This is a genomic window from Staphylococcus arlettae (genome assembly GCF_025560845.1).
Classification (GTDB): Bacteria; Bacillota; Bacilli; order Staphylococcales; family Staphylococcaceae; genus Staphylococcus; species Staphylococcus arlettae.
This window is the reverse complement of record NZ_CP094803.1, coordinates 270,924-292,122: the sequence shown is the minus strand read 5'-3', so window position 1 is coordinate 292,122 and position 21,199 is coordinate 270,924. Positions and strand designations below refer to the sequence as shown.

Here is a 21,199-nt window from a genome sequence, read left to right as displayed (position 1 = left end):
AGCAATACCTTCCTTTCGTGTTATATGTTTTGTGCTAGCCAGGACAGCATTTGTTGTTGTAATTTTTGGTCTTGATACTTGTCATCTAGTACTGCGGCTAATAATTTTTGCTGTTCTGCATGTGACATATTGGATTGTTTTATTTGTTGCCGACAGTGATATAAAAAGTCTACATATTGTTCATAATCTGGCGGGAATTGTTGTTGTAATTCTGCTAAAATAGCAGCAGTTAATTTAGGACTCGCGCCTAAAGTCGAGACACTAATCGACAATTTTCCTCGTTTTAATATCCCAGGAAATACTACATCACCTTGTTCACCATCACTAGCCATGTTTAATAACGTTTGTGGCGGGAGTTCTTGTTTAACCAATTGATTTACTTTTTTATTATTCGTTGCTACGACAACTAATGCAGCAGGTGGTAAGTGATGTATACTATAGTCTTGTGCTAGCCATTGAATTTGCTGTTGTTCATACAACTTTTGTAGTTTCGCAGTTAGTGTTGGACTCATTACCGTGATATATGCATCAAACTGCATCAACTTGTTAACTCTGCGTTCGGCAATAGCACCTCCACCAATTATGACTATTGATTTATTTGTTAAATCTAATAATATCGGCATATGTGCCATAGCCTCACTCCTAACTTACACTTGCGTTACTGCTTCTAGTACTCTATCTTTCAATGCTTCTTTAATTGCTGGATGATGCCCTAAGTGATCACATAATACGATGTCACTCGAGCTCTTTGTAGTTTCAACCGTTTGCGCTATGTGACGTTCTAAAATACCAGTAAACCAAATATACGGCACGATAAAAATTTGCGAATATTCTGACACTAATGCCTCTGTTAATGCATCTTCAAACGAAGGCTGACAAGCTGCTAAGTAGCATACTTCAATATTGTTAACGGGCAACAGTGTTTGTAATTCTTGTGCAATGGCAGTAATATCAACTTGCGCTTGAGGATTGTTACTTCCCCTACCCACTACTAGAATTTGCGCATCTTCGTTGATAGGTATTGCTGTTTCATTAATACGCGTCTGTAATATTTGTGTTAATCTACTTTGAACACCTAAAGGTTGACCGTATGTAAATGAAACATGCGGATATTGTTGTTGTATTGTAGTTATTGCTTGAGGTATATCTTTAAAATAATGCCCTGCACTTAGTAACAATACTGGTATTACTGCAATTGTTGTGGCACCTTGTTTGACAAGTGTTTCCACGCCTTCCGCAATCGTAGGTTCTGCTAACTCTAAAAAGCATATTGTCTGTAGTGATATATCAACTTGTTGTTGAACATCTGTAATAAATTCTATGGCTTCTTGAGTAGCTTCAGGCACTCTACTACCATGGCTTACATATAACACACCTTGCATGGGTCTCTACCTCCAATGCTTATTGGTTTGTTGCAGCTAATAATTGTGCAGGTGTTTGCTCTTGCTCAAACCAACTAATTTTGTCTCGTAAGTTAACAACTTCACCTACAATAATCATCGCCGGATTTTTAATTGCTTTCGCACGTTCCACGATATCGTCTAGTGTTCCAGTCACAGTTTGTTGTTGTTCTGTCGTACCATAATGTACTAACGCAACTGGTGTTTCTTTCGATCTACCGTGATTAATTAAACGCTGACTAATTTCTGGTAATTTTTTCACTCCCATATAAATGCACAACGTTTCTGGTCCACGTGCTAAACTATGCCAATATTCATCATTGTCTACATCATCTTTTGTAACTGCAGTGACAAAAGCCACAGAAGAACTATAATCACGATGTGTTACAGGAATACCAGCATAAGCAGGTGCAGCCACACCTGAAGTAATACCTGGTACTACTTCAAATGCTAATCCTTCTGCTGCAAGTGCTTCTGCTTCTTCACCACCTCGACCAAAGATGAAAGGATCTCCACCTTTTAATCTAGTGACTGTATTACCTTTTTGCGCTAAAGCAACAAGTAAGGCATTAATATCTTCTTGAGGCATCGAATGATGATTAGGATGCTTTCCACAATATACAAACCTCGCACCATCAGCTGCATAATCTAGTAACGCCTTATTGACGAGTCGATCATATAAAATCACATCTGCTTGTTCTATTGCTTTTGCCCCTTTGACCGTTATTAAATCTGGGTCTCCAGGTCCTGCTCCAACTAAATATACCTTGCCCATTCTGCCACCTCATTTTTGATATATATTAACTATGGAATTTTTGTCCATCTGTTACAGCTTCTACATAACCTGCACGGATAACAAAATCTCCAAAACGTTCGCCTTCTTCCAACCATTGATAAAATGTTGCACTATTTTCCTCGATACGATGTTGCACATATACTTTTTCATCAGTATCTCTTGAAAATGCGAGGTCAATTTTGCTTAAATAACCTTCATCTAACCAACCTTGCCAATCTGTTTGATATAAGAAATCTGTAGTAAAGTGCTGTTCACCAAAGAACAACCAAGTATTACCTTTTAGATCTAATTCTTCACGTTCTTCTAAGTAGCTTCTAAATGGTGCAACACCTGTACCAGGTCCAATCATGATGACTTTTTTATCTTCATCAAACGGGAATTTAAAGTTTGGATTTTTTTTCAAATACATTTTCACTGTATCGCCAGGTTGTACACGTTCAGCAAATTGGATGGAACATACACCTTTGCGTTCTCTGTTATGTGCTTCATATCTCACCGCACAGACTGTTAAATGTACTTCATCAGGATTTGCTTTATAACTACTAGCAATAGAATATTCACGTGCTGGTAATTTTCGAAGCACATCTACTAATGTTTGCGGTTGTAATTGTGTGACTGCAAAGTCCGTAAAGAAATCGACTAAATCGCGTCCTTCAATATAGTTTTGGACCCACCCATCTTCAGCTAATTTCGTTGATAACGTACTATCATCTACTAATTCGGCTAATTTTTGAATTAAGGGTTTAGTTAATTTTGTTATTTCAACATGTGATGTCAAAGCGTCTTCTAAGGTTACTTCTGTACCGTTAGTATCAACAGTTACTACTGCTTGAGCGTCAAAATTCAATACTTCTATTAATTGCGTCACGATTTCTGGATCATTTTCCGGTAAGATTGCTAGACAATCTCCTGGTTCGAAACCTTCACCGTAATTATCTAATAACAACTCCACGTGTCTAACTTCTTTATTAGAACCTCGTCCATTTAAATTAATATTTTCTAAGACTTCTGCTTCATAAGGATTAGACTTAGAATATTTTTTCTCTTTCGTTGACTGTACTGATGTATGACTTTCTGAAACAACGTCACGGTTATCTTGAGGGCCACTCAATGCATGTAAAATATCATTCATCCATTTATCTGCAGGTTCATCATAATCTAAATCACAATCTACACGCTCCACAAGGCTTTCTCCGCCTAGTTCTTTGAGTCTGGCATCAAAATCTTTTCCTGTTTGACAGAAAAATTCATATGATTCATCACCTAAAGATAGTACTGAATAGCGTACGCCTGACAGTTTTGGTGCTTTTCTACTATGTATAAATTCATGGAAAGTAATAGCATTGTCTGGTGGATCACCTTCACCATGTGTTGCAGATACAATAAATAAATCCTCTACCTTTTTCAGATCTTTTGTTTTAAAAGCATCCATCGACGACAACGTTACGGTATAACCATTTTCAGTTAAACGAGCATCTAAAACTTCTGCTAAGCTTTGTGCATTACCAGTTTCCGAGCCATACAAAACAGTGATTGCTCGTGGTTTTGTTATTTCGTGAGTATCATTTGTTCCAATTGATGTTGAAGCAGTTGTTGCATTTGCTGTAGCTGCTTCAGGTGCGACTACTGCCGTACCTAGTTGTTGATTAGCAGTTAAATAGCCACTTAACCATACTTGTTGTTCTGGTGTTAATGTACTCAATAATTGATTTATTTGTGTTGCCTGTTCTTCACTAAATGGACTGTTCGTTACACTTAATTGCAAGGGATGTCACCTCATATTTTTATTTTTATTAAACTAATCAGAATAGTCAGGTATATAGTTATAACAAACCACTAAACTACATTCACAACGAGGTGTAATACTCGTGCGTCACTTTGTGGTAAGCAACTATATTGTACCTAACCTATAATTCCAATTAGAATACTATGAATTAGTTGTAAAAAAATAGGCTATCTTTAATAGCGTATAGTTAATTTTTAGGATCTACCGTGTGTAGTCCACATTCTGTCTTACCAAATCCTGACCAACGACCTGCTCTAGAATCTCCATCTGCTGCTACTCTTGAAGTACAAGGTATACAGCCGATACTCGGATATTGAAAATCGTGCAACTCATTGTAAGTTAAATCATGTGTTTCAATATATTCCCACACATCATCCCACGTCCAATGTATTAATGGGCAAACCTTAACCGATTTGAAGCGCTCATCTTTATTAATAAAATTAGTGTGTTGACGACTTGGTGATTGTTCTCGTCTCAAACCAGAAACCCACGCCGTAGCACCTGCAAGCACCTCTTCTAAAGGTTTAATCTTTCTAATATAACAACATTGGTTTGGGTCTTTTTTCCATAATGCTGTGCCATACTGTTCAGATTGTTCATCCAATGTTAAGTCTGGCTTCTTCAGTTCAATTTGCAACTTAGGATAGCGTTCTTTGACACGGTCTATTAAATCGTACGTTTCTTGAAAATGTAAGTCTGTGTCTAAAAAGACAATCTTGGCATCGGCTTTCACTTGTGATATCAAATCTATCAAAATCATTCCTTCTGCACCAAAACTGCATGAATAGACAATTTCATCACCATAGCTGTCATAAGCCCACTTCAAAATATCATAGGCTCCTTTAGTACTATTTGTGATATCTAAATCTTGAAACAGATTGTTCGTAAACGTATCGTAGGTAACCTTTGCTTCTGTCATATATTATATAGGCCCCCTTTTCTTTTTTCTATTTCCTAACAAATTAAAATATTTCTTAATTTAGAATTTTTAGAAAATAATAATTATGCTAATTACCATACCCGATGTATATTTACATGTCAATGCAATATTTAAACCGAAAAACATGTAGAAAACGTTTACTCCTTGTAGAAACGTCATTTTTTAGCATTAATTTTTTTAAAAAATTTATTTTTATTACATGGGAGTGGAACAGAAATATAATGTTACTCAAATTTTTTTCACACTTTGGCAAGGATGACTAGAGTTAAAAAAAGAAAGTTTTGAAGCGCATTTTCAATTCAGTCAGTTATTGTCAATTTTAAACAAAACAAGAACACATCAATGATGTCACACCCTCCGTAATGCAGAAAAATCTTACCTCTTGTCAATTATATTAAGAAATTAATAACCCAAATTACTAATTGTTTTTTTTTAGTCATCATTATATGACTGAAAATACTTAACTAAACTATTTTTTGTAGTCTTGATTATAGGTAAGATATCATTTTTCCCTTTATAACTAACACCTATTGTTCTTCGCGCATGGTAATTTCTTATTGGCAATTGTGTTAAATTTGGCAGCTGAATATTTTTCATATGCGGTAAAATAGATACCCCTAGACCAGAACTAACAAAACTAGCTACAGTTAATGTTTCTTCACCTTCAAAGTTAATCTCTACATCTAAATTAAAATTGTTTAAAATCTCATTCACTTGTTCACGAAGTACAAATCCTTTTTTTAATAATATAAATTTTTCATTACTTATACTAGTAATATCGACCGTCGATTGTTGCGCAAGGGCATGGTTACTATTAACTGTTAAATATAATTCCTCTTCTAATAATGGCACGAAGTTGGTACTTGTTGTTTTATTGGAAATCGTCGTAATAGCAATATCAATATCACCGTTATCTAACATCTTAAATAAATTATATGCATGATTTTGTACGAGTTTCACTTGAATTTCTGGATATTGCTGTCTAAACTGCTTTAAAAACTCAGATAAATACGTCGGACCGACTGAATGTAAAAAGCCAATTATAATTTCACCTGATAATGCATCAGTCGCTTGCTTGACTTTACTCTTAAAAATCTCCATTTCCTGTGTAATATTTTGTGTCGTTTCCAAAAAAGCATTACCGTATTTATTCAATTTGATGCTACGACCAATGCGATTAAATAACGGCACCGTCAACTGCTTTTCTAATTGTTGGATTGCTCTACTCAATGCTGATTGGCTAATATTCATCGCTTTAGCCGTTGCTGTAATATTTTCCGACTTTGCTAAGTGTTTAAAATATTCTAAATGATGCCATTCCATTAGTAACATCCTCTCTTATGTAAATAACGCATAGTTTACATGAAAATAATGCAATATTTAAATTATATAATTCATGCTACCATAAAATTATTAATAAGAAGAGGTGTTTACACATGCAGCCAGTAACGAATAACTATGTAGGAAAAGGATCAAAAGCATATACAAAAATTATAATAGCCTTATTCATTGCAGGTTTTACGATATTTTCTATTTTATATAGCGTGCAGCCACTCATCCCACATTTTACAAACATCTTTCATGTAAACAAGACTGCTGCCAGTCTGCCTTTATCTACAACTACGTTGACTTTAGCACTTGCAATGCTATTTTTCGGCGCGATTTCCGAAGTGATTGGTCGTCGTTCTGTTATGTACTTTTCCGTCATTTCAGTAACACTATTAGCTTTAGTACAGCCCTTCATTACTGATTTTAATATGTTTTTAATTATACGATTAATACAAGGTATCTGTTTAGCAGGCTTACCTTCTATTGCTATGGCATATATAGGGGAAGAAATCTCTGCCAAAAGTCTCCCTGAAGCTATGGGGATTTATATTAGCGGTAATGCTTTCGGTGGCGCATTTGGTCGTATATTCACGGGGTATATTACTAGTCTATATGGTTATCAAACGGGGTTACTTGCTATTGCCTTATTAAGTGTCGTTGCAGCGATACTATTTATTTGGTTATTACCGCCATCTAAACATTTCACGCAGCAAACTTTCTCTATTAAATCCTTACTCAAGAGCTATATTCAACATTTAAAAAATATTCGATTGCTCAAACCCTTTATATTAGGATTTTTATTGCTTGGTAGTAACATTGCTGCCTTTAATTATATTAGCTTTGAATTAAGTGATCCTAAATATCATTTGCCTCATAGCTTTATTAGTTTTATTTATGTACTTTTCTTACTCGGAATGGTGTCCTCAATGTTAAATGCGAAATTACGTGCCAAATTAGGGACACTTCCTGCATTAAAACTGAGTCTTTTAACCTTAGCACTTGGGATAACGATTACCCTACTCCCTGCATTAGCTTTTAAAATTATTGGCTTAGCGCTAAGTGTAGTCGCATTTTTTAGTGGGCATGCCATTGCCAGTGCTGTCGTAGCAAGCAGAGCGCAACACCATCAAGCACAAGCTTCTAGCTTATATTTACTTTTCTATTATATGGGGTCTTCTATTGCAGGCACACTTGCTGGTTATTTTTACAGTGTTATGCAATGGTCAGGAGTAGTATTAATGATTGTCTGCTTTATGGTTGTCGCCTTGTTCATTACGTTAACAATTAAAACGAAATAAAGAAACGGAAAGTAAAATCTGTCTTTTGATATGATTTCACTTTCCGTTTTGCGCTATTATTCCGTTTAAAGTTAGCTATTAATTGTAGTATGAATACTTAAAATATTACTTTTCCCGTTGTCCTAGGCCTTTACGCCCAACTAATAATAATACGCTTCCTAGTATCGCAAGGAATGACGCAAAAATTGTTACTGTTGTTCCTTCATTAATTCCAGTTTTGGGCAAAGTGTGTTGCACGCTGTTCTCATTCCACATTTTCTTTTTCATTGTAGGCTTATGCTGTGCTGGTTCACTCGTTGTAGAAGAAGGTTTGTCCATCTTCCACATTACTGTATCCTTTTCAGGCATATCTGCCATCCATTTTGTTGTTGTTGCACTGTTGGATTGTGTTGTTGACTGACTCTGCTTTGCCATGACTTCTTTATATTGGGGTGACATTGATTGTTGTCCAGCTTTCATATTACTTTGTTTAGATTGTTTATTTCCTCCACCCATTGCTTGCGGCATCGGTTGACTTGGCTTCATCATATTATCTGGACTCATTGGCTTCATTGGTACTGGGGCAGTTTGCTTTTCTTTTACATTGGACTGCTTATTTCCTTCATCCATTACTTGGGGCATCGGTTGACTTGGTTCCATCATATCCCCTGGGTTCATTGGCTTCATTGGTACTGGGTCAGTTTGCTTTTCTTTTACATTGGACTGTTCATTTCCTTCATCCATTGCTTGGGGCATCGGTTGACTTGGTTCCATCATATCCCCTGGACTCATTGGCTTCATTGGTACTGGGGCAGTTTGCTTTTCTTTTACATTGGACTGCTTATTTCCTTCATCCATTACTTGGGGCATCGGTTGACTTGGTTCCATCATATCCCCTGGGTTCATTGGCTTCATTGGTACTGGGGCAGTTTGCTTTTCTTTTACATTGGACTGTTCATTTCCTTCAACCATTGCTTGGGGCATCGGTTGACTTGGTTCCATCATATCCCCTGGGTTCATTGGCTTCATTGGTACTGGGTCAGTTTGCTTTTCTTTTACATTGGACTGTTCATTTCCTTCATCCATTACTTGGGGCATCGGTTGACTTGGTTCCATCATATCCCCTGGACTCATTGGCTTCATTGGTACTGGGGCAGTTTGCTTTTCTTTTACATTGGACTGCTTATTTCCTTCATCCATTACTTGGGGCATCGGTTGACTTGGTTCCATCATATCCCCTGGATTCATTGGCTTCATTGGTACTGGGTCAGCTTTCATATTACTTTGATTGGACTGTTGATTGCCTCCATCCATCATTTGCGGCATCGGCTGACTTGGCTTCGGCATAACCTTTGTATCCATTTGTTGCGATGTCAGTGAATTTGGCTTCATCTCAGGTGATTGTTGAGGTGGCGCTTGTGTTGATGGTTTTACTTGTGGTTTTGCTACAGTTGGGTCAATAACTGTTACTTGCGCTGTATTGGAGATTTTGCCAGCTTTATTTTTAGCTAAAAATTGTATGGTGTCTCCTGCCGTTAATCGTTTGCCGAAAGGTACAATGACAGTAAAGCGTCCAGTCCCATCCTCTTGAACATGTACAGTATAGCCATCTGAGAAAACTACCTTAACTTCTGTATTTTTATCTGTTGTCCCTGTAATTTCTCTCGATTTAGTCGTAATCGTATCGACTTTTGGTTGCTGCGGCTCAATGTTAACATTCATATCGATAGGTTGAACGGCTTTTTTCATTTTATATTTTAAAATAACATTTTGGTTCTCTCTCGTATAAGTGATTATATTATTTTTTACCGGTCCCTCAGCCATTACAAATTCATAATTATCGTCTGACACGTCTTTTTGCAAATGATTGATCGAAATGATATCACCAGCTTTACCGGCTAGATAATTAGGTCTTGCTATGTTTTCTCCAGTGTCCACATCTTTATACTGCACATAAACAGTCGATGTTGGTACGTATGTGAATGAGCCAAATTTAAATTGTTGTTTATTTGATCCATTGGGACCTGTAGATGCAAATATAGTTAAATTAAACTTAGTTGTCTTACTTAACCGTAGCCAATCAGCAATATTACGTTCCCAAGTTTGCCCCTCATACAGTACTTTTAACATTTCAGTCTTAGGATTAAATTCGAACGAAAACGGATAAAAAAGATTATTATCAGGCTTTCCTCTAAGTAATTTAGGTCCTTCTATACCATTCTTAGAATTATACGTTATCGCTTTGTGCTGATAATCCTGTGTCGTATGAATAAAAGCACCAAAGGCACCTAACTGATTCAAATAACTAGGATCTGCTTTAGCAAAAGTACTCTCTTGTCCATCAAATTTGGTATCCAATTTAAAACCAAAGGCGTTTTTCAAGCCCCCTATACCGACTGCTGGTCCTGCTTTACCTATTTCACCCGGACTGTTCGGTGACAAGATAAAGCTCACACCATTACCGCTATTTTGAGCCATACTTCTGTGACCTAAATTCACCTTGCCAGTCAAATGAAAACCTTGTGAAATATCTAATTTCGAAGTTAAATATGCAGCACTAACTAAGTTATTTGTATCATCAGTTAAACTAATAATTCCTGTATTCGGATTATACCAACTAGTATTACCAATCACTCTAAAATGATCAGCAAAGTTTGCTTTCGTCACCTGCTCTTGACCCTTGACAGCTGTATCTATGTTTTCATTTATAGTTGTTGCAGGAGAATGCACTACATCTCTAGCAGTCGAAGCCATTTGAGCTGTTGTGTAGTTTTCTTGTTGTGGTGACTCACGATACATTTTTTTAGGGGCTAACCACTTATCTGCTGATGCTTGAGATTGTTCAACAGATTTTACTGGCTGTTTTGGAAATGTTGTTTGTGTAGTGTTTGAAGGTGTTGATATTACATTGTTAGCAGGGTTATCTAAAGTATTATCTGGTCGAGACACTTCAGGTTTATTATCGTTATACGTTGGGGTGTTATGGTGCTCATGCGCTACTGATAAATGTTTATCTGTGTTTACAACGTCATTATTCATTATTTTTTTGTCTATAGACTGTGCATCTCGTTGTACATCAGTATCCCATTTGTGTAGCGAAACTTGGGATTGAACTACATACTGTTCTAATGTTTGCGCTTGTTTGTTATGTTCAGCTGCTTGCGCTTGTTGGTGCTGTCCAAATATTAAAAATGTACCAAGCAATATCGATGCAGTCCCGACAGAATATTTGCGAATGGCGTAATAATTACTACGATGTTCATTATGATAAGTTATGTTGTTCATAGATGTTCTTTGCTCCTTAAATAGTAAATTACTTTGTAAAAATATTTTATCTAAGGATATTATAAATAAGTTTAATGGCTTCTTTGTATTGATTCTAAACTTTGTAAAAAAATACATGATAATTAGTAAAAGTCTAGTTATCATGTGTTTCTTATACTTTATTCTCAATTGCGCTATCAAACCAAATAAACGTCTTGTTACTATTTTTCAATATATGTTAAAACATTAAACCTTGAAGGGACGGAAATGCTTGTTTTTTATTCTTATAATATTTTTCTATTCGTTGAACTTTGGCTGTCACATTAGATTGTACATTATTTATCCCTTCTTAATTTAGTACTTTATAGCTTTTCATAGTGCTGAACAAACCAATAATAAGTACTAATGTCGCAAAAGCTAATGCAATATTATAATTATTCGAAGCTCCAATTAATACACCAGAAATCGCAGGGGCAACCATCTGTCCAACACTGTAGATCACCGTTAAGGAGGCAACTAAATTTGACTTTCCTCCCGATTGATACATTAACTTTTGACCTGTAGACATAAAAAGTGTCGTTAAACCTAAAAATGTACTACCAAACAAAATAGAACTTATCATCAAAATCAATGTGTGATTAGATAATATTGGTAAACTCACACCGATGATTTGAAGCACAAACGCACAATAAGTCGCTTTATCATAACCGATTTTCTCTGCAATGACTGACCACATTACAGTTGAAGGTATAGCTCCTAAACCTACAAACATCCAACTTAATGCCGCATAATCTGCCAATTCAGGAATAGATTTAACTATAGCTACTAAAAATGTACCCGTAATAATATAACCTGCACCTTCACAAAAATAAGCAATTGAAAAATAGCGTATAAATTTAGCATTTAATGGTTGCCTGTCCTCTATCTTAGCGTGTTGTGTTTGGTCTATCTTTATAGTTGGATTATCACGCATACCAAAGATGACGAACATCCCACCTAATAATGAAACAACCCCCAACACAATCCATGTCAATTGCCAACTATCATTATGAGTTTCAAAAAATATATAAATACTGCTAGTAAAAATACCTAGTCCTACGCCACTATATAACAAACCAGAAATATTCGATTTTTGTGCTTGTCGTAATGCTTCTAACACAATATTAGATGCTAACACAAATACGGTACCACTCGTTATTCCAGATACTAAACGCAGCATGGACCATAAACTGTATGACTCTGTCACTCCCATCAAAATGGTTGCCATAATATTGATGATCAAATATATTTTCAAATCTATAGCTTTGCTTTTAAAAATAAAGTACATCGGAATAATTGCACCAATTAAGTAACCCAGATAATTAATTGTGGCTAAAAAACCTGCTTGAGCACTATCCATATGTTCAGATACTTGCATAAAGGGCAAAATAGGTGTATAAGCAAAACGTCCTATCGCCATTACTATAAATAAAGCTAGCATACCTAGCCATAATTGTCGTATTGCATGTCGCATCATCAAATTGCACCTCTTTCTATATTTATCTTTCATTATACTTAACTATAATGCGTAATAGAAATAAAGATTTTTCTTCAAATTATCCTTGCTGTTGATTATTGCTCCAGGACTCACTGAAAACCTTTGCACCAAAATCATATATAAATTGATTTATTTTTTAAATTCAATCAGTTGAATTTAAATTAATATGAGTGTAATATTCGATTGGTCTTAATTTATATTAGTATTTACTAAATATGAATATAAAAGATTAATTAAGGAGTGTTTATATGTTCAATCAACCAAAACAATATATTAATGGTGCATGGGTAGATAGCCATAGCCAAGAAACAATTGCTGTTATTAATCCAGCAACTGAAGCTGCTTTTGGCACAATTGCTAAAGGTAATGCACAAGATGTAGAAGACGCTGTTCAAGCTGCTAACAATGTTTATTTAGAATTTCGCCATTCATCTATCGACTATCGTAAGCAATTATTAGATGCGATTGTAACAGAATATGAAAATCGTAAAGCTGATTTAATTGAAGCAATGACTTTAGAGTTAGGTACTCCGGTCACTGCAGCTGAAAATGTTCATTATGAAATGGGCTTGGCACATTTCAAAGCTGCGCGTGATGCGTTAGATGATTTCCAATTCCAAGAACGTCGTGGTAATAATGTCGTAATGAAAGAAGCGATTGGTGTCGCTGGTTTGATCACACCATGGAATTTCCCAACAAACCAAACAGCTATTAAATTAGCAGGTGCGTTAGCAGCAGGTAGTACAGTCGTACTTAAACCTTCTGAAGAAACACCATTTGCTGCAATCATTTTAGCCGAAATCTTTGATAAAGTTGGCGTTCCTCAAGGTGTATTCAACTTAGTTAATGGTGACGGTATGGGTGTTGGTAATCCATTATCAGAACATCCATTAGTTAGAATGGTTTCTTTCACTGGTTCAGGTAATACTGGCAGTAAAATCATGGAAAAAGCGAGTGTAGATTTCAAAAAAGTATCGCTTGAATTAGGTGGTAAATCACCATTCGTTATACTTGATGATGCTGATTTAGAAGCTGCAGCAGACGCAGCAGTGCATAAAGTAGTCGATAATTCCGGTCAAGTATGTATCGCAGGTTCACGTACATTAGTACCAGAATCTCAAAAAGATGCCTTTATTGAACAAGTTAAAGCTAAAATCCAAACAATTCATGTTGGTGATCCACAAGATAGTTCAGTAAATATGGGTCCTGTGATTAATGAAAAACAATTCAACCAAGTACAAGAATTTATAAAAATTGGTCAAGCAGAAGGTGCAACGCTTGAATTTGGTGGCGAAGGTAAACCAGAAGGCTTAGAAACAGGATACTATATCAAACCTACTGTATTTTCTAATGTAGACAACACTATGACAATTGCACAAGAAGAAATTTTTGGACCTGTTATGTCAATTTTGACTTATTCTGATTTAGATGAAGCCATTAAAATTGCCAATGATACAAAATATGGCTTAGCTGGTTATGTATACGGTAAAGATATGGAAACATTACAATATGTTGCAACATCATTAGAAGCTGGTGTTATTGAAATCAATGAAGCACCAAGAAGTTGGGACCTACCATTTGGTGGTTACAAACAATCCGGAATCGGCCGCGAATGGGGCGACTTCGGTATCGAAGAATTTTTAGAAGTAAAATCAATTTCAGGTTTCTTCAACTAAAAACTGGAAATGGCCTAGAAATATAATTATATTAAAAATATTTCCTAGTTCTACTCCAGCAATGTCACATATAAAAGCACATTACAAGTCATCACCTATTTAAGGTAGTAGCTTGTAATGTGCTTTTATTTTTATAATTAACTTGGATCAAATTGTGCTTCTAAATCAGTTTCTAATTTAAATACTATGATTCTTTCTCCTGTGCGAGAGCTCAAGTCTGTATGTAAACTTACGACATGTGCTCCAGTAATATTTAATATTATTTCTTTTAAGTGTTCTGCACCAGATTCAAGCAATTTAGATCGCGTTCGTTTAATTGATAGCAAGCCTTCTTGTGTTTCACACACAGTATATTCTGCTGGCGTCAAAATACCTTGCAAATCAATAATAATCATATTTCTTAAAATATCTGTTTTTACAGATAATGAGCCTCTACCGAGATATTCTTTTTCCCATTGTGTCACTGCTTTACTAATTTCAGATTCACAAGAGCCTTTCGTTACAGTCATTAAACGATATACCTCCTATTACTTCTAGCTAGCATTTGTTCATTCCTATGATAATGGTATCTTGCTATATTATATCAAAAATAATAACACTGTCACTTTTCATTACCAGATATGCCATTGTCCATCCGGAGTAATATTCGCTAAATGTAACCAATTATTGTCTACCTTTTGTTTAAAGTTTGGACTTTCTTGTAACAAGCGATCAATATGATCATCAGGCGCTTGAATTACAATTAGCAATCTTAGAGGTGCATGATATGCTTCATAATCAGATTTCATAACTGATTGCCATGGTAAACCAGTCAATAAATCACTCGCATTTCCTTGCATAACACCCAGTCCACCAGTCACTGTATGGGTAGTCTTACTACCACTACCGTAATAATGTGGTGCTACGGTAGAAGCGTAATATTGTAAGTTAATCCATTGAGCCACAGTAGCAGGCCCCGCGATAATATTTGCTAGAATAGAACCTGTTGGATCTTGGCGCCAATCATAATTTTGTAAGAAAGCTCTACCTTCTAAATTCGTCTGTTGTGTTAATGTTCTTTGGCCGATAATAAATGACGCATTTCTTGCTAATCCCCACTCTGGTCTAATTTCGCTCCAGTCATGTGCTAAACGTTGCGCTTCATGTTTTGCATTTTTAACTGATTGTGACAATCGAGGTAAAGTTAACATGCGCTCTGCATTAGCATTAAGACTTACTTGTGGCATTGCTGCTTTAATTTGTGTTAGTGCAGTTTGTGCAGCTGTAGATAAGTTAGGCACATAAATCCAATCCAACTCATCAAGAGCAGTATTATGTTGCGCTGCTACAAATACTGTTTCTTGTGGAATTGTGATTCCTACATTTATCAATGCTTCACGGACTTCTTCTAAATTACACAACATAGCTAACACCTTTGCATTAAATCCACTGGCAGCACCACCACATGCCCCACAATCTAAAGAAGAAGCATATGGATTATTCGCACTTTGACTACCGTGACCACATAAAACAACTAATGGTGAAAAATCATGTGTTAATCCCATTAACTCCAATCCTTGTTTTACATATGTCACTTTTTCTTCTTTTGTGAAGCCTACTGGTAAACCGTCTTCTTCTCCATACATTTCATGCGTTAAAGTCAGCGAGCTCTTTGGTTTATTGAACCAGTTTTTATAAAATTTTTGGATTAAGTTTCCAACAGGTCTAGGTACAAAACTACGCGAAAACATTTGGACACTGAGCCATGAGCCACTTAATTCAGGTAATAATAAACTTGGCAGCACATTTTGTTTCATTTTCTTAAACGTATAAATTAATGAACTCACTGAATATTTGCGTTGTAAATGCATCTGTAAATCTTGCGGACGCGCCACTTCTTTTACTTTATGTAGTGGCTCATTCATAACTGGTAAAGATGCATGACTGTGATGACTACCCAATTGACAACTTTCTATAGGTATGCCGAAAAACCCTGCTATACCAATTGTCTCAAAAGGTCCTGCTGCTTCTAGCTGGCGTCTAAATTGTTCTGATCGTACATCTATACAAAAGGCTAGTTGTGCTTGCGTACTGTCATTCTTTTTTTCTGCTTTTGAAACGTTCGTGAGTTGATGGCGCAATTGCTGGGCATAACTATCTTCCCACGCTTCTAACCACAATGTTCTACACGTTTTGTCATCCAATCGTTGCGCTAATTTCAAGTAGTCATGCTGTTTAGGCATCGACAATTGGTTCCAATGGCTTGTTGTTAACCCTCCCCAATGTATCCAATTATTTATCAACGTCACTACAGATGGACGTGCCACAGGGTTTGATGCATTAAAAGGGGCAAATGGTTGAATAAATACCCACTCCAATGCTAGACGAATCGCTAAGTATTCCGTTATCAATGGTACTTTATGACCCACTTTTTCATTTTGCCATAATAACATACCTGCCCAACCCGGTAGTGCTAATAAATGATTTTCTAAGTAACCTTGAATTTCATCATGTGGAATTGCTAAATGTTCTAACATTTGTGCTATAACTTCCAGTGGTTCAGAAGGTACTTGTTTTAATGCTTGTCGTTGTACTTTTGATAATGCTGGATCATGTGTTACTAATCGTTGCCAAGCATAAAAGAATCCTTCTTCACGTCCTGGCATTGTCCAACTTGATTGGTTTTCATCCAAGTACAACTTACACCATTTAATGACATGGTAATCAAGCAACTGTAGATATGATTCTTTCGGCTTATGTTTAATAAACTTACTTCTGGGTGGCATAGAGCGTTGTAACCAGCGTTGAAAGACATCATCATCAGGTAGTTCAGTTGTCGCCGCTAAGTCATAACTTTCAGATTCTATTGTTAACGGTTGATCATCTAATTTCAGGGCATTGCTCCCATATTGTTTTGCAACTTCAAAAGGTACATTTAACTGTTGTTGTTCTATCCATTGTTCCAAACGCTCAACTAAATAGCTATCCTCAATTTCACCTTTTTGATAAGCATCTTTAATAATTTTTTTGCCTGGAAATATATCTACATCTCTTGAATTATCTAACCATCTGCCGATAGTTTCGAATTGTTTATCTTCAAGGTTGACCCAAGGATGTCGTGCTGCAAATATAGAAATTGGTGATAATGGAACAATTACTTTTGTCGCACGTGTAATAACCGCTTCTATACTATCATTGTGCAATTGTTTGTGTGCTGTAGACTGCGCTGTAACCATGGTCATTCCTCCTTTAAGATAAAAATTTCTTGAGATAGTTAGGGTGCCGTTCTATTGCTTTTGTTTTCGCATCGCCTAAACGCACTAACCATAAATATATAATAGCGAAAACTTTTGATGATTGATGTTTCGCAACCCACGTACTTATAATGCTACCGAGCACTAAAATAACAGCTACCAATATTATAATAAATAGTGATGGGTGACTATTGCTAATAGCAATATTTTGTAACCACGCATTGAAATAATGATGGATAACAAAATAAACCACGCCCACTATAACGAGTGCGATGAGACCAATAATCCGCCCCATTTTGCCTTCACCAAATGCTACTAATTGAGTCCATGCCATTGACAATGACCATGCTAGAATAAGTGCACTGATTATTCGGTATCCCTCGCTCGGTTCTGCTAACCAGAAGATTATAGCTAATACAGCTGCTAAAATACGCCCACTAATAATCCAAAAGTACGACATTCTTTCATTAGCTCTAACTGGGACTTCAAAGTGTTGGAGTGCAGAGCCCGATCTTAAAAACAACGTTGCTTTGAATAAACCATGTAAAATAAGATGAATGATTGCAGCAACATAGGCGCCTAATGCACACTGTATTAACATAAAGCCCATTTGCCCCATAGTAGACCCAACCAGTTGTCGTTTATAATCTACATGAACCAAGCTAATGCCAGAACCTATTAATACAGAAATACATGCAATAATGATTAAAATCAATGATGCAAAATCACTATGAAACAACGGTGAAAAACGTGTCAACATAATACCACCTGCATTCACAATACCGGCATGCATAATTGCAGATACTGGCGTAGGTGCAGCAACAGATTCTATCAACCATCGTTGGAATGGCCATTGAGCTGCCGGAACAATCACAGCAATAATAAGCAGCAATGATAAACCAAAGTATTGCCATCCAGTAACCATACTAAGATGCGCTTCTGTTAAAGCTGCCGAAAACGTCCATTCTCCTGTAATAACAAATAACCATAAGACTGAACATGCTAAAGCTATCCAACTTAGTAAAAAATAACGACTTGTAACTTTTGCTGCCGCTTTAGTTACTTTCCATTTTCGATTCAGGCGCATCAGCAATGATAAACAAATTAAAGTCAGACCCCAAAATGCCGTCATTAAGCGTAAATCATCACTTAACCATGCAATCGCTGCAAAACTTGTCACTAATTGAAATAACACAAAATATTTACGATAATTAAAATCGCCTTTTAAATACTGCATCGAAAAGCGTTGGATAATTAATCCAATGACTAACACAAAGAATGCCATTAACCATGCGAGAATATCAAAATGAAAAGGTCCTAATTTCTCACTATTATCTATGTTAATTAAGGCAATTAATGCGATTAAAGGTGGTAATGCACTTATCCCTATATGTATTTTTATATAAGACAGTGGTACACGTTTATTAATAAAAATAACACCACTTATCCCAGCAATGATTAACGTGCTGACAAACACAATCATGAATGTTAAAAGTCCTGATGTAGCATCCATATACTAGGCCCCTTTCCAGTTAAAATAGTAAATGCTCAAAACTATATTTTACAAAATAAAAAAGCCAACAATTTGAAAGATACACTAAGTGTGTTTCATTACAAATGTTGACTTCATTACAACCTACTCCCGTAAAGGAATATTTTGCGCTGCTGTCGCTATGTTATCAATAATTTTTCGTTATACCGTTAACTATAGAAAGCAACTGCACCTAAGATACTTTTTCATTCAACCAATATTATTATATTAATCGTCTGCTAAAGTGGGAATTCACCTTTCAATAAGTAACGGTATATTAATTCAGAATAGTAACAATTTATAACTTTTTCAGCTATCTGTCAAGTTCTAAGCTATTGCTACACCAATATTACAACCATTAAAAATGGGAGTGGGACAGAAATCTGATTTAAAAAAATGATTTCGTCGTCCCACCCCGGCAAGGATGACTAGCTTTGAAAAAAGCTTGGTTTGAAGCGCATTTTCAATGCAGTCAGCTACTGCCCCCATATGAAAAGAGGTTTAGAATAAAATATGGAGTGGGACAGAAATCTGATTTAAAAAAATGATTTCGCCGTCCCACCCCGGCAAGGATGACTAGCTTTGAAAAAAGCTTGGTTTGAAGCGCATTTTCAATGCAGTCAGCTACTGCCCATATGAAAAGAGACTTTGTTGGCAGTTTTTGTGCACGCTTTCTGCCGGCACTGCCATGAATCTTGAAAAAATTATATAAATAAAACAGACAAACCCTTTGTCTTAATTTGCGAAGGGTCTGTCTACGTTCTGCTCTTCATTTCATATTACACTCGGCAAGTTACATACAACTCACCTTAAAACAACCCAGTAGGTTTTGTATCATAGCTAACTAAAAGGTTTTTAGTTTGTTGGTAGTGGTCTAACATCATTAAGTGGTTCTCTCTACCAATACCGGATTGTTTGTAACCACCAAATGCAGCGTGTGCTGGATATGTGTGGTAATTATTGACCCATACACGTCCTGCTTGTATACCTCTACCAATACGATAAGCAGTATTTTGACTACGCGTCCATATACCCGCGCCAAGACCATACATTGTATCGTTAGCCATTTCTAAGGCTTCTTCATTATCTTTAAATGTTGCTACAGACAGTACAGGACCAAAGATTTCTTCTTGGAAAATACGCATGTCTTGAGTTCCTTTGAAGATCGTAGGCTCAATATAAAAGCCATGTGCTAAATTATCATCTTCCGTACGGACGTTACCTCCGACTAGCACTTCTGCACCTTCATTTTTTCCAATATCTAAATATTTTTGAATTTTTTCTTGCTGTTCATTAGAAGTTTGTGCACCTACCATTGTTGTATCATCAAGTGGATTACCTAATTTAATTTTGTTCACTTTATCAATACATAATTTAATAAAATCTTCGTAAATATCTTCATGCACTAAGGCACGTGAAGGACATGTACATACTTCCCCTTGGTTAAGTGCAAACATGACTAACCCTTCTACAGCTTTATCTAAAAAGTCATCATCTTCATCCATAATATCTTTAAAGAAGACGTTAGGTGATTTACCACCTAACTCCAAAGTCACAGGAATAATATTATCACTAGCGTTTTTCATAATGATTTTTCCTGTTGTTGTTTCACCTGTAAAGGCAACTTTATTAATACCTGTATGTGTGGCTAATGCCTCACCCGCTTCAGCACCAAAACCATTAACGATATTTAATAATCCGGCAGGCAATAAATCTTCAATTAATTCAACAAAATGTAATACAGATACAGGTGTTTGTTCTGCCGGTTTTAATACAACAGCATTACCTGTAACTAAAGCTGGCGCAATTTTCCAAGTGGCCATAAGTATAGGGAAGTTCCATGGAATAATTTGACCTACAACACCAAGTGGCTCTTTGTAATGATATGCGACTGTATCATTATCAATTTGTGAAATGCCACCTTCTTCGGCACGTATCACTCCAGCAAAATATCTAAAATGATCTACCACTAATGGTAAATCTGCCGTTAATGTTTCACGTACAGGTTTTCCATTATCGAAGGTTTCAATCACTGCTAAGTATTCTAAATTTTGTTCGACACGATCAGCTATATCTAATAACAATTGAGAGCGTTCAGCGGGAGATTTTTTGCCCCACTCAACTTGCGCTTGTTGTGCAGCTTGAACCGCTAAATCTACATCTTCTTTAGTGGATTGTGGTACTTGTGAATAAACTTCACCTGTTATGGGAGAGAGATTATCAAAATAATTTCCTTGTTGCGGTGCTTGCCATTGGCCGTTAATAAAATTTTCGTATTGCGTTTTTACCTTGTATTGTGCATTTGGTTCAGTTGGATTAGTATAAATCATTTAATTACCTCCTTTTAGTAGTTCCTTACCCGCAACTACTTACTTGTAAGCGCTTAAATTATAATCCCAAAAACTGTATGAATTGCTAAAACAGACTATA

Annotated in this window: 13 protein-coding genes and 1 pseudogene; 2 read left to right on the top strand and 12 right to left on the bottom strand. The window is 36.1% G+C overall.

Features of this window, described 5'->3' with window-relative positions; genetic code table 11:
• Positions 1-20: 20 nt before the first annotated feature.
• The 6 genes and pseudogenes from MUA37_RS01310 to MUA37_RS01285 all read right to left on the bottom strand — a co-directional run bounded on the left by MUA37_RS01310 (position 21) and on the right by MUA37_RS01285 (position 6,245).
• Positions 21-632, bottom strand: a complete 612-nt coding sequence (locus tag MUA37_RS01310; RefSeq protein WP_142019290.1) for an NAD(P)-binding protein — start codon at positions 630-632, stop codon at positions 21-23.
• 15 nt (positions 633-647) lie between these two features.
• Positions 648-1,382, bottom strand: a complete 735-nt coding sequence (locus tag MUA37_RS01305; RefSeq protein ID WP_262624757.1) for a sirohydrochlorin chelatase — start codon at positions 1,380-1,382, stop codon at positions 648-650.
• A 19-nt stretch (positions 1,383-1,401) separates the two neighbouring features.
• A complete protein-coding gene (gene cobA / locus MUA37_RS01300; protein WP_002509055.1) occupies positions 1,402-2,175 on the bottom strand; it encodes a uroporphyrinogen-III C-methyltransferase in 774 nt (257 codons plus the stop codon).
• A gap of 100 nt (positions 2,176-2,275) precedes the next feature.
• Positions 2,276-3,961, bottom strand: a pseudogene (locus MUA37_RS01295) (assimilatory sulfite reductase (NADPH) flavoprotein subunit); the annotation flags it as partial.
• A gap of 208 nt (positions 3,962-4,169) precedes the next feature.
• Positions 4,170-4,901 carry a phosphoadenylyl-sulfate reductase gene (locus MUA37_RS01290; RefSeq protein WP_002509058.1) on the bottom strand — a complete coding sequence of 244 codons (732 nt, stop codon included), beginning with the start codon at positions 4,899-4,901 and terminating at the stop codon, positions 4,170-4,172.
• Between the two features lie 453 nt (positions 4,902-5,354).
• Positions 5,355-6,245, bottom strand: coding sequence for a LysR family transcriptional regulator (locus MUA37_RS01285; RefSeq protein WP_262624756.1), 891 nt, complete (start codon positions 6,243-6,245; stop codon positions 5,355-5,357).
• A gap of 113 nt (positions 6,246-6,358) precedes the next feature.
• Here MUA37_RS01285 and MUA37_RS01280 point away from each other — a divergent pair, with 113 nt between their 5' ends.
• The gene (locus tag MUA37_RS01280) at positions 6,359-7,549 is read left to right on the top strand and encodes an MFS transporter (RefSeq protein WP_002509060.1); all 1,191 of its coding nucleotides are present in this window, start codon (positions 6,359-6,361) and stop codon (positions 7,547-7,549) included.
• 105 nt (positions 7,550-7,654) lie between these two features.
• Here the strand turns inward: MUA37_RS01280 and MUA37_RS01275 are convergent, their stop codons facing one another.
• Positions 7,655-10,813: a lectin-like domain-containing protein gene (locus tag MUA37_RS01275; RefSeq protein ID WP_262624755.1), complete on the bottom strand. Its 3,159-nt coding sequence runs from the start codon at positions 10,811-10,813 to the stop codon at positions 7,655-7,657.
• Positions 10,814-11,141: 328 nt separating this feature from the next.
• Positions 11,142-12,308 (bottom strand): YbfB/YjiJ family MFS transporter, encoded by a 1,167-nt coding sequence (locus MUA37_RS01270; protein WP_002509062.1) that lies wholly within the window; start codon positions 12,306-12,308, stop codon positions 11,142-11,144.
• 269 nt (positions 12,309-12,577) lie between these two features.
• Here MUA37_RS01270 and MUA37_RS01265 point away from each other — a divergent pair, with 269 nt between their 5' ends.
• Positions 12,578-14,005: an aldehyde dehydrogenase family protein gene (locus tag MUA37_RS01265; RefSeq protein ID WP_002509063.1), complete on the top strand. Its 1,428-nt coding sequence runs from the start codon at positions 12,578-12,580 to the stop codon at positions 14,003-14,005.
• Between the two features lie 137 nt (positions 14,006-14,142).
• On the opposite strand, the gene MUA37_RS01260 is transcribed toward MUA37_RS01265, so the two are convergent.
• The 4 genes from MUA37_RS01260 to exaC all read right to left on the bottom strand — a co-directional run bounded on the left by MUA37_RS01260 (position 14,143) and on the right by exaC (position 21,099).
• Entirely contained in the window at positions 14,143-14,514 is a 372-nt protein-coding gene (locus tag MUA37_RS01260) for a Na-translocating system protein MpsC family protein (RefSeq protein ID WP_103388248.1), read from the bottom strand.
• A 102-nt stretch (positions 14,515-14,616) separates the two neighbouring features.
• Positions 14,617-17,220: a DUF2309 domain-containing protein gene (locus tag MUA37_RS01255; protein ID WP_142019286.1), complete on the bottom strand. Its 2,604-nt coding sequence runs from the start codon at positions 17,218-17,220 to the stop codon at positions 14,617-14,619.
• A 13-nt stretch (positions 17,221-17,233) separates the two neighbouring features.
• A complete protein-coding gene (locus tag MUA37_RS01250) occupies positions 17,234-18,751 on the bottom strand; it encodes an NADH dehydrogenase subunit 5 (protein ID WP_002509066.1) in 1,518 nt (505 codons plus the stop codon).
• 827 nt (positions 18,752-19,578) lie between these two features.
• Positions 19,579-21,099 carry an acetaldehyde dehydrogenase ExaC gene (exaC, locus tag MUA37_RS01245; RefSeq protein ID WP_002509581.1) on the bottom strand — a complete coding sequence of 507 codons (1,521 nt, stop codon included), beginning with the start codon at positions 21,097-21,099 and terminating at the stop codon, positions 19,579-19,581.
• Positions 21,100-21,199: the final 100 nt, after the last annotated feature.

Coding starts and splice junctions, on each gene's coding strand:
- MUA37_RS01310 (WP_142019290.1), bottom strand. CDS start 632: ATGGCACATATGCCGATATTATTAGATTTAACAAATAAATCAATAGTC.
- MUA37_RS01285 (WP_262624756.1), bottom strand. CDS start 6,245: ATGGAATGGCATCATTTAGAATATTTTAAACACTTAGCAAAGTCGGAA.
- MUA37_RS01290 (WP_002509058.1), bottom strand. CDS start 4,901: ATGACAGAAGCAAAGGTTACCTACGATACGTTTACGAACAATCTGTTT.
- MUA37_RS01280 (WP_002509060.1), top strand. CDS start 6,359: ATGCAGCCAGTAACGAATAACTATGTAGGAAAAGGATCAAAAGCATAT.
- MUA37_RS01255 (WP_142019286.1), bottom strand. CDS start 17,220: ATGGTTACAGCGCAGTCTACAGCACACAAACAATTGCACAATGATAGT.
- MUA37_RS01275 (WP_262624755.1), bottom strand. CDS start 10,813: ATGAACAACATAACTTATCATAATGAACATCGTAGTAATTATTACGCC.
- MUA37_RS01260 (WP_103388248.1), bottom strand. CDS start 14,514: ATGACTGTAACGAAAGGCTCTTGTGAATCTGAAATTAGTAAAGCAGTG.
- MUA37_RS01250 (WP_002509066.1), bottom strand. CDS start 18,751: ATGGATGCTACATCAGGACTTTTAACATTCATGATTGTGTTTGTCAGC.
- cobA (WP_002509055.1), bottom strand. CDS start 2,175: ATGGGCAAGGTATATTTAGTTGGAGCAGGACCTGGAGACCCAGATTTA.
- exaC (WP_002509581.1), bottom strand. CDS start 21,099: ATGATTTATACTAATCCAACTGAACCAAATGCACAATACAAGGTAAAA.
- MUA37_RS01265 (WP_002509063.1), top strand. CDS start 12,578: ATGTTCAATCAACCAAAACAATATATTAATGGTGCATGGGTAGATAGC.
- MUA37_RS01305 (WP_262624757.1), bottom strand. CDS start 1,382: ATGCAAGGTGTGTTATATGTAAGCCATGGTAGTAGAGTGCCTGAAGCT.
- MUA37_RS01270 (WP_002509062.1), bottom strand. CDS start 12,308: ATGATGCGACATGCAATACGACAATTATGGCTAGGTATGCTAGCTTTA.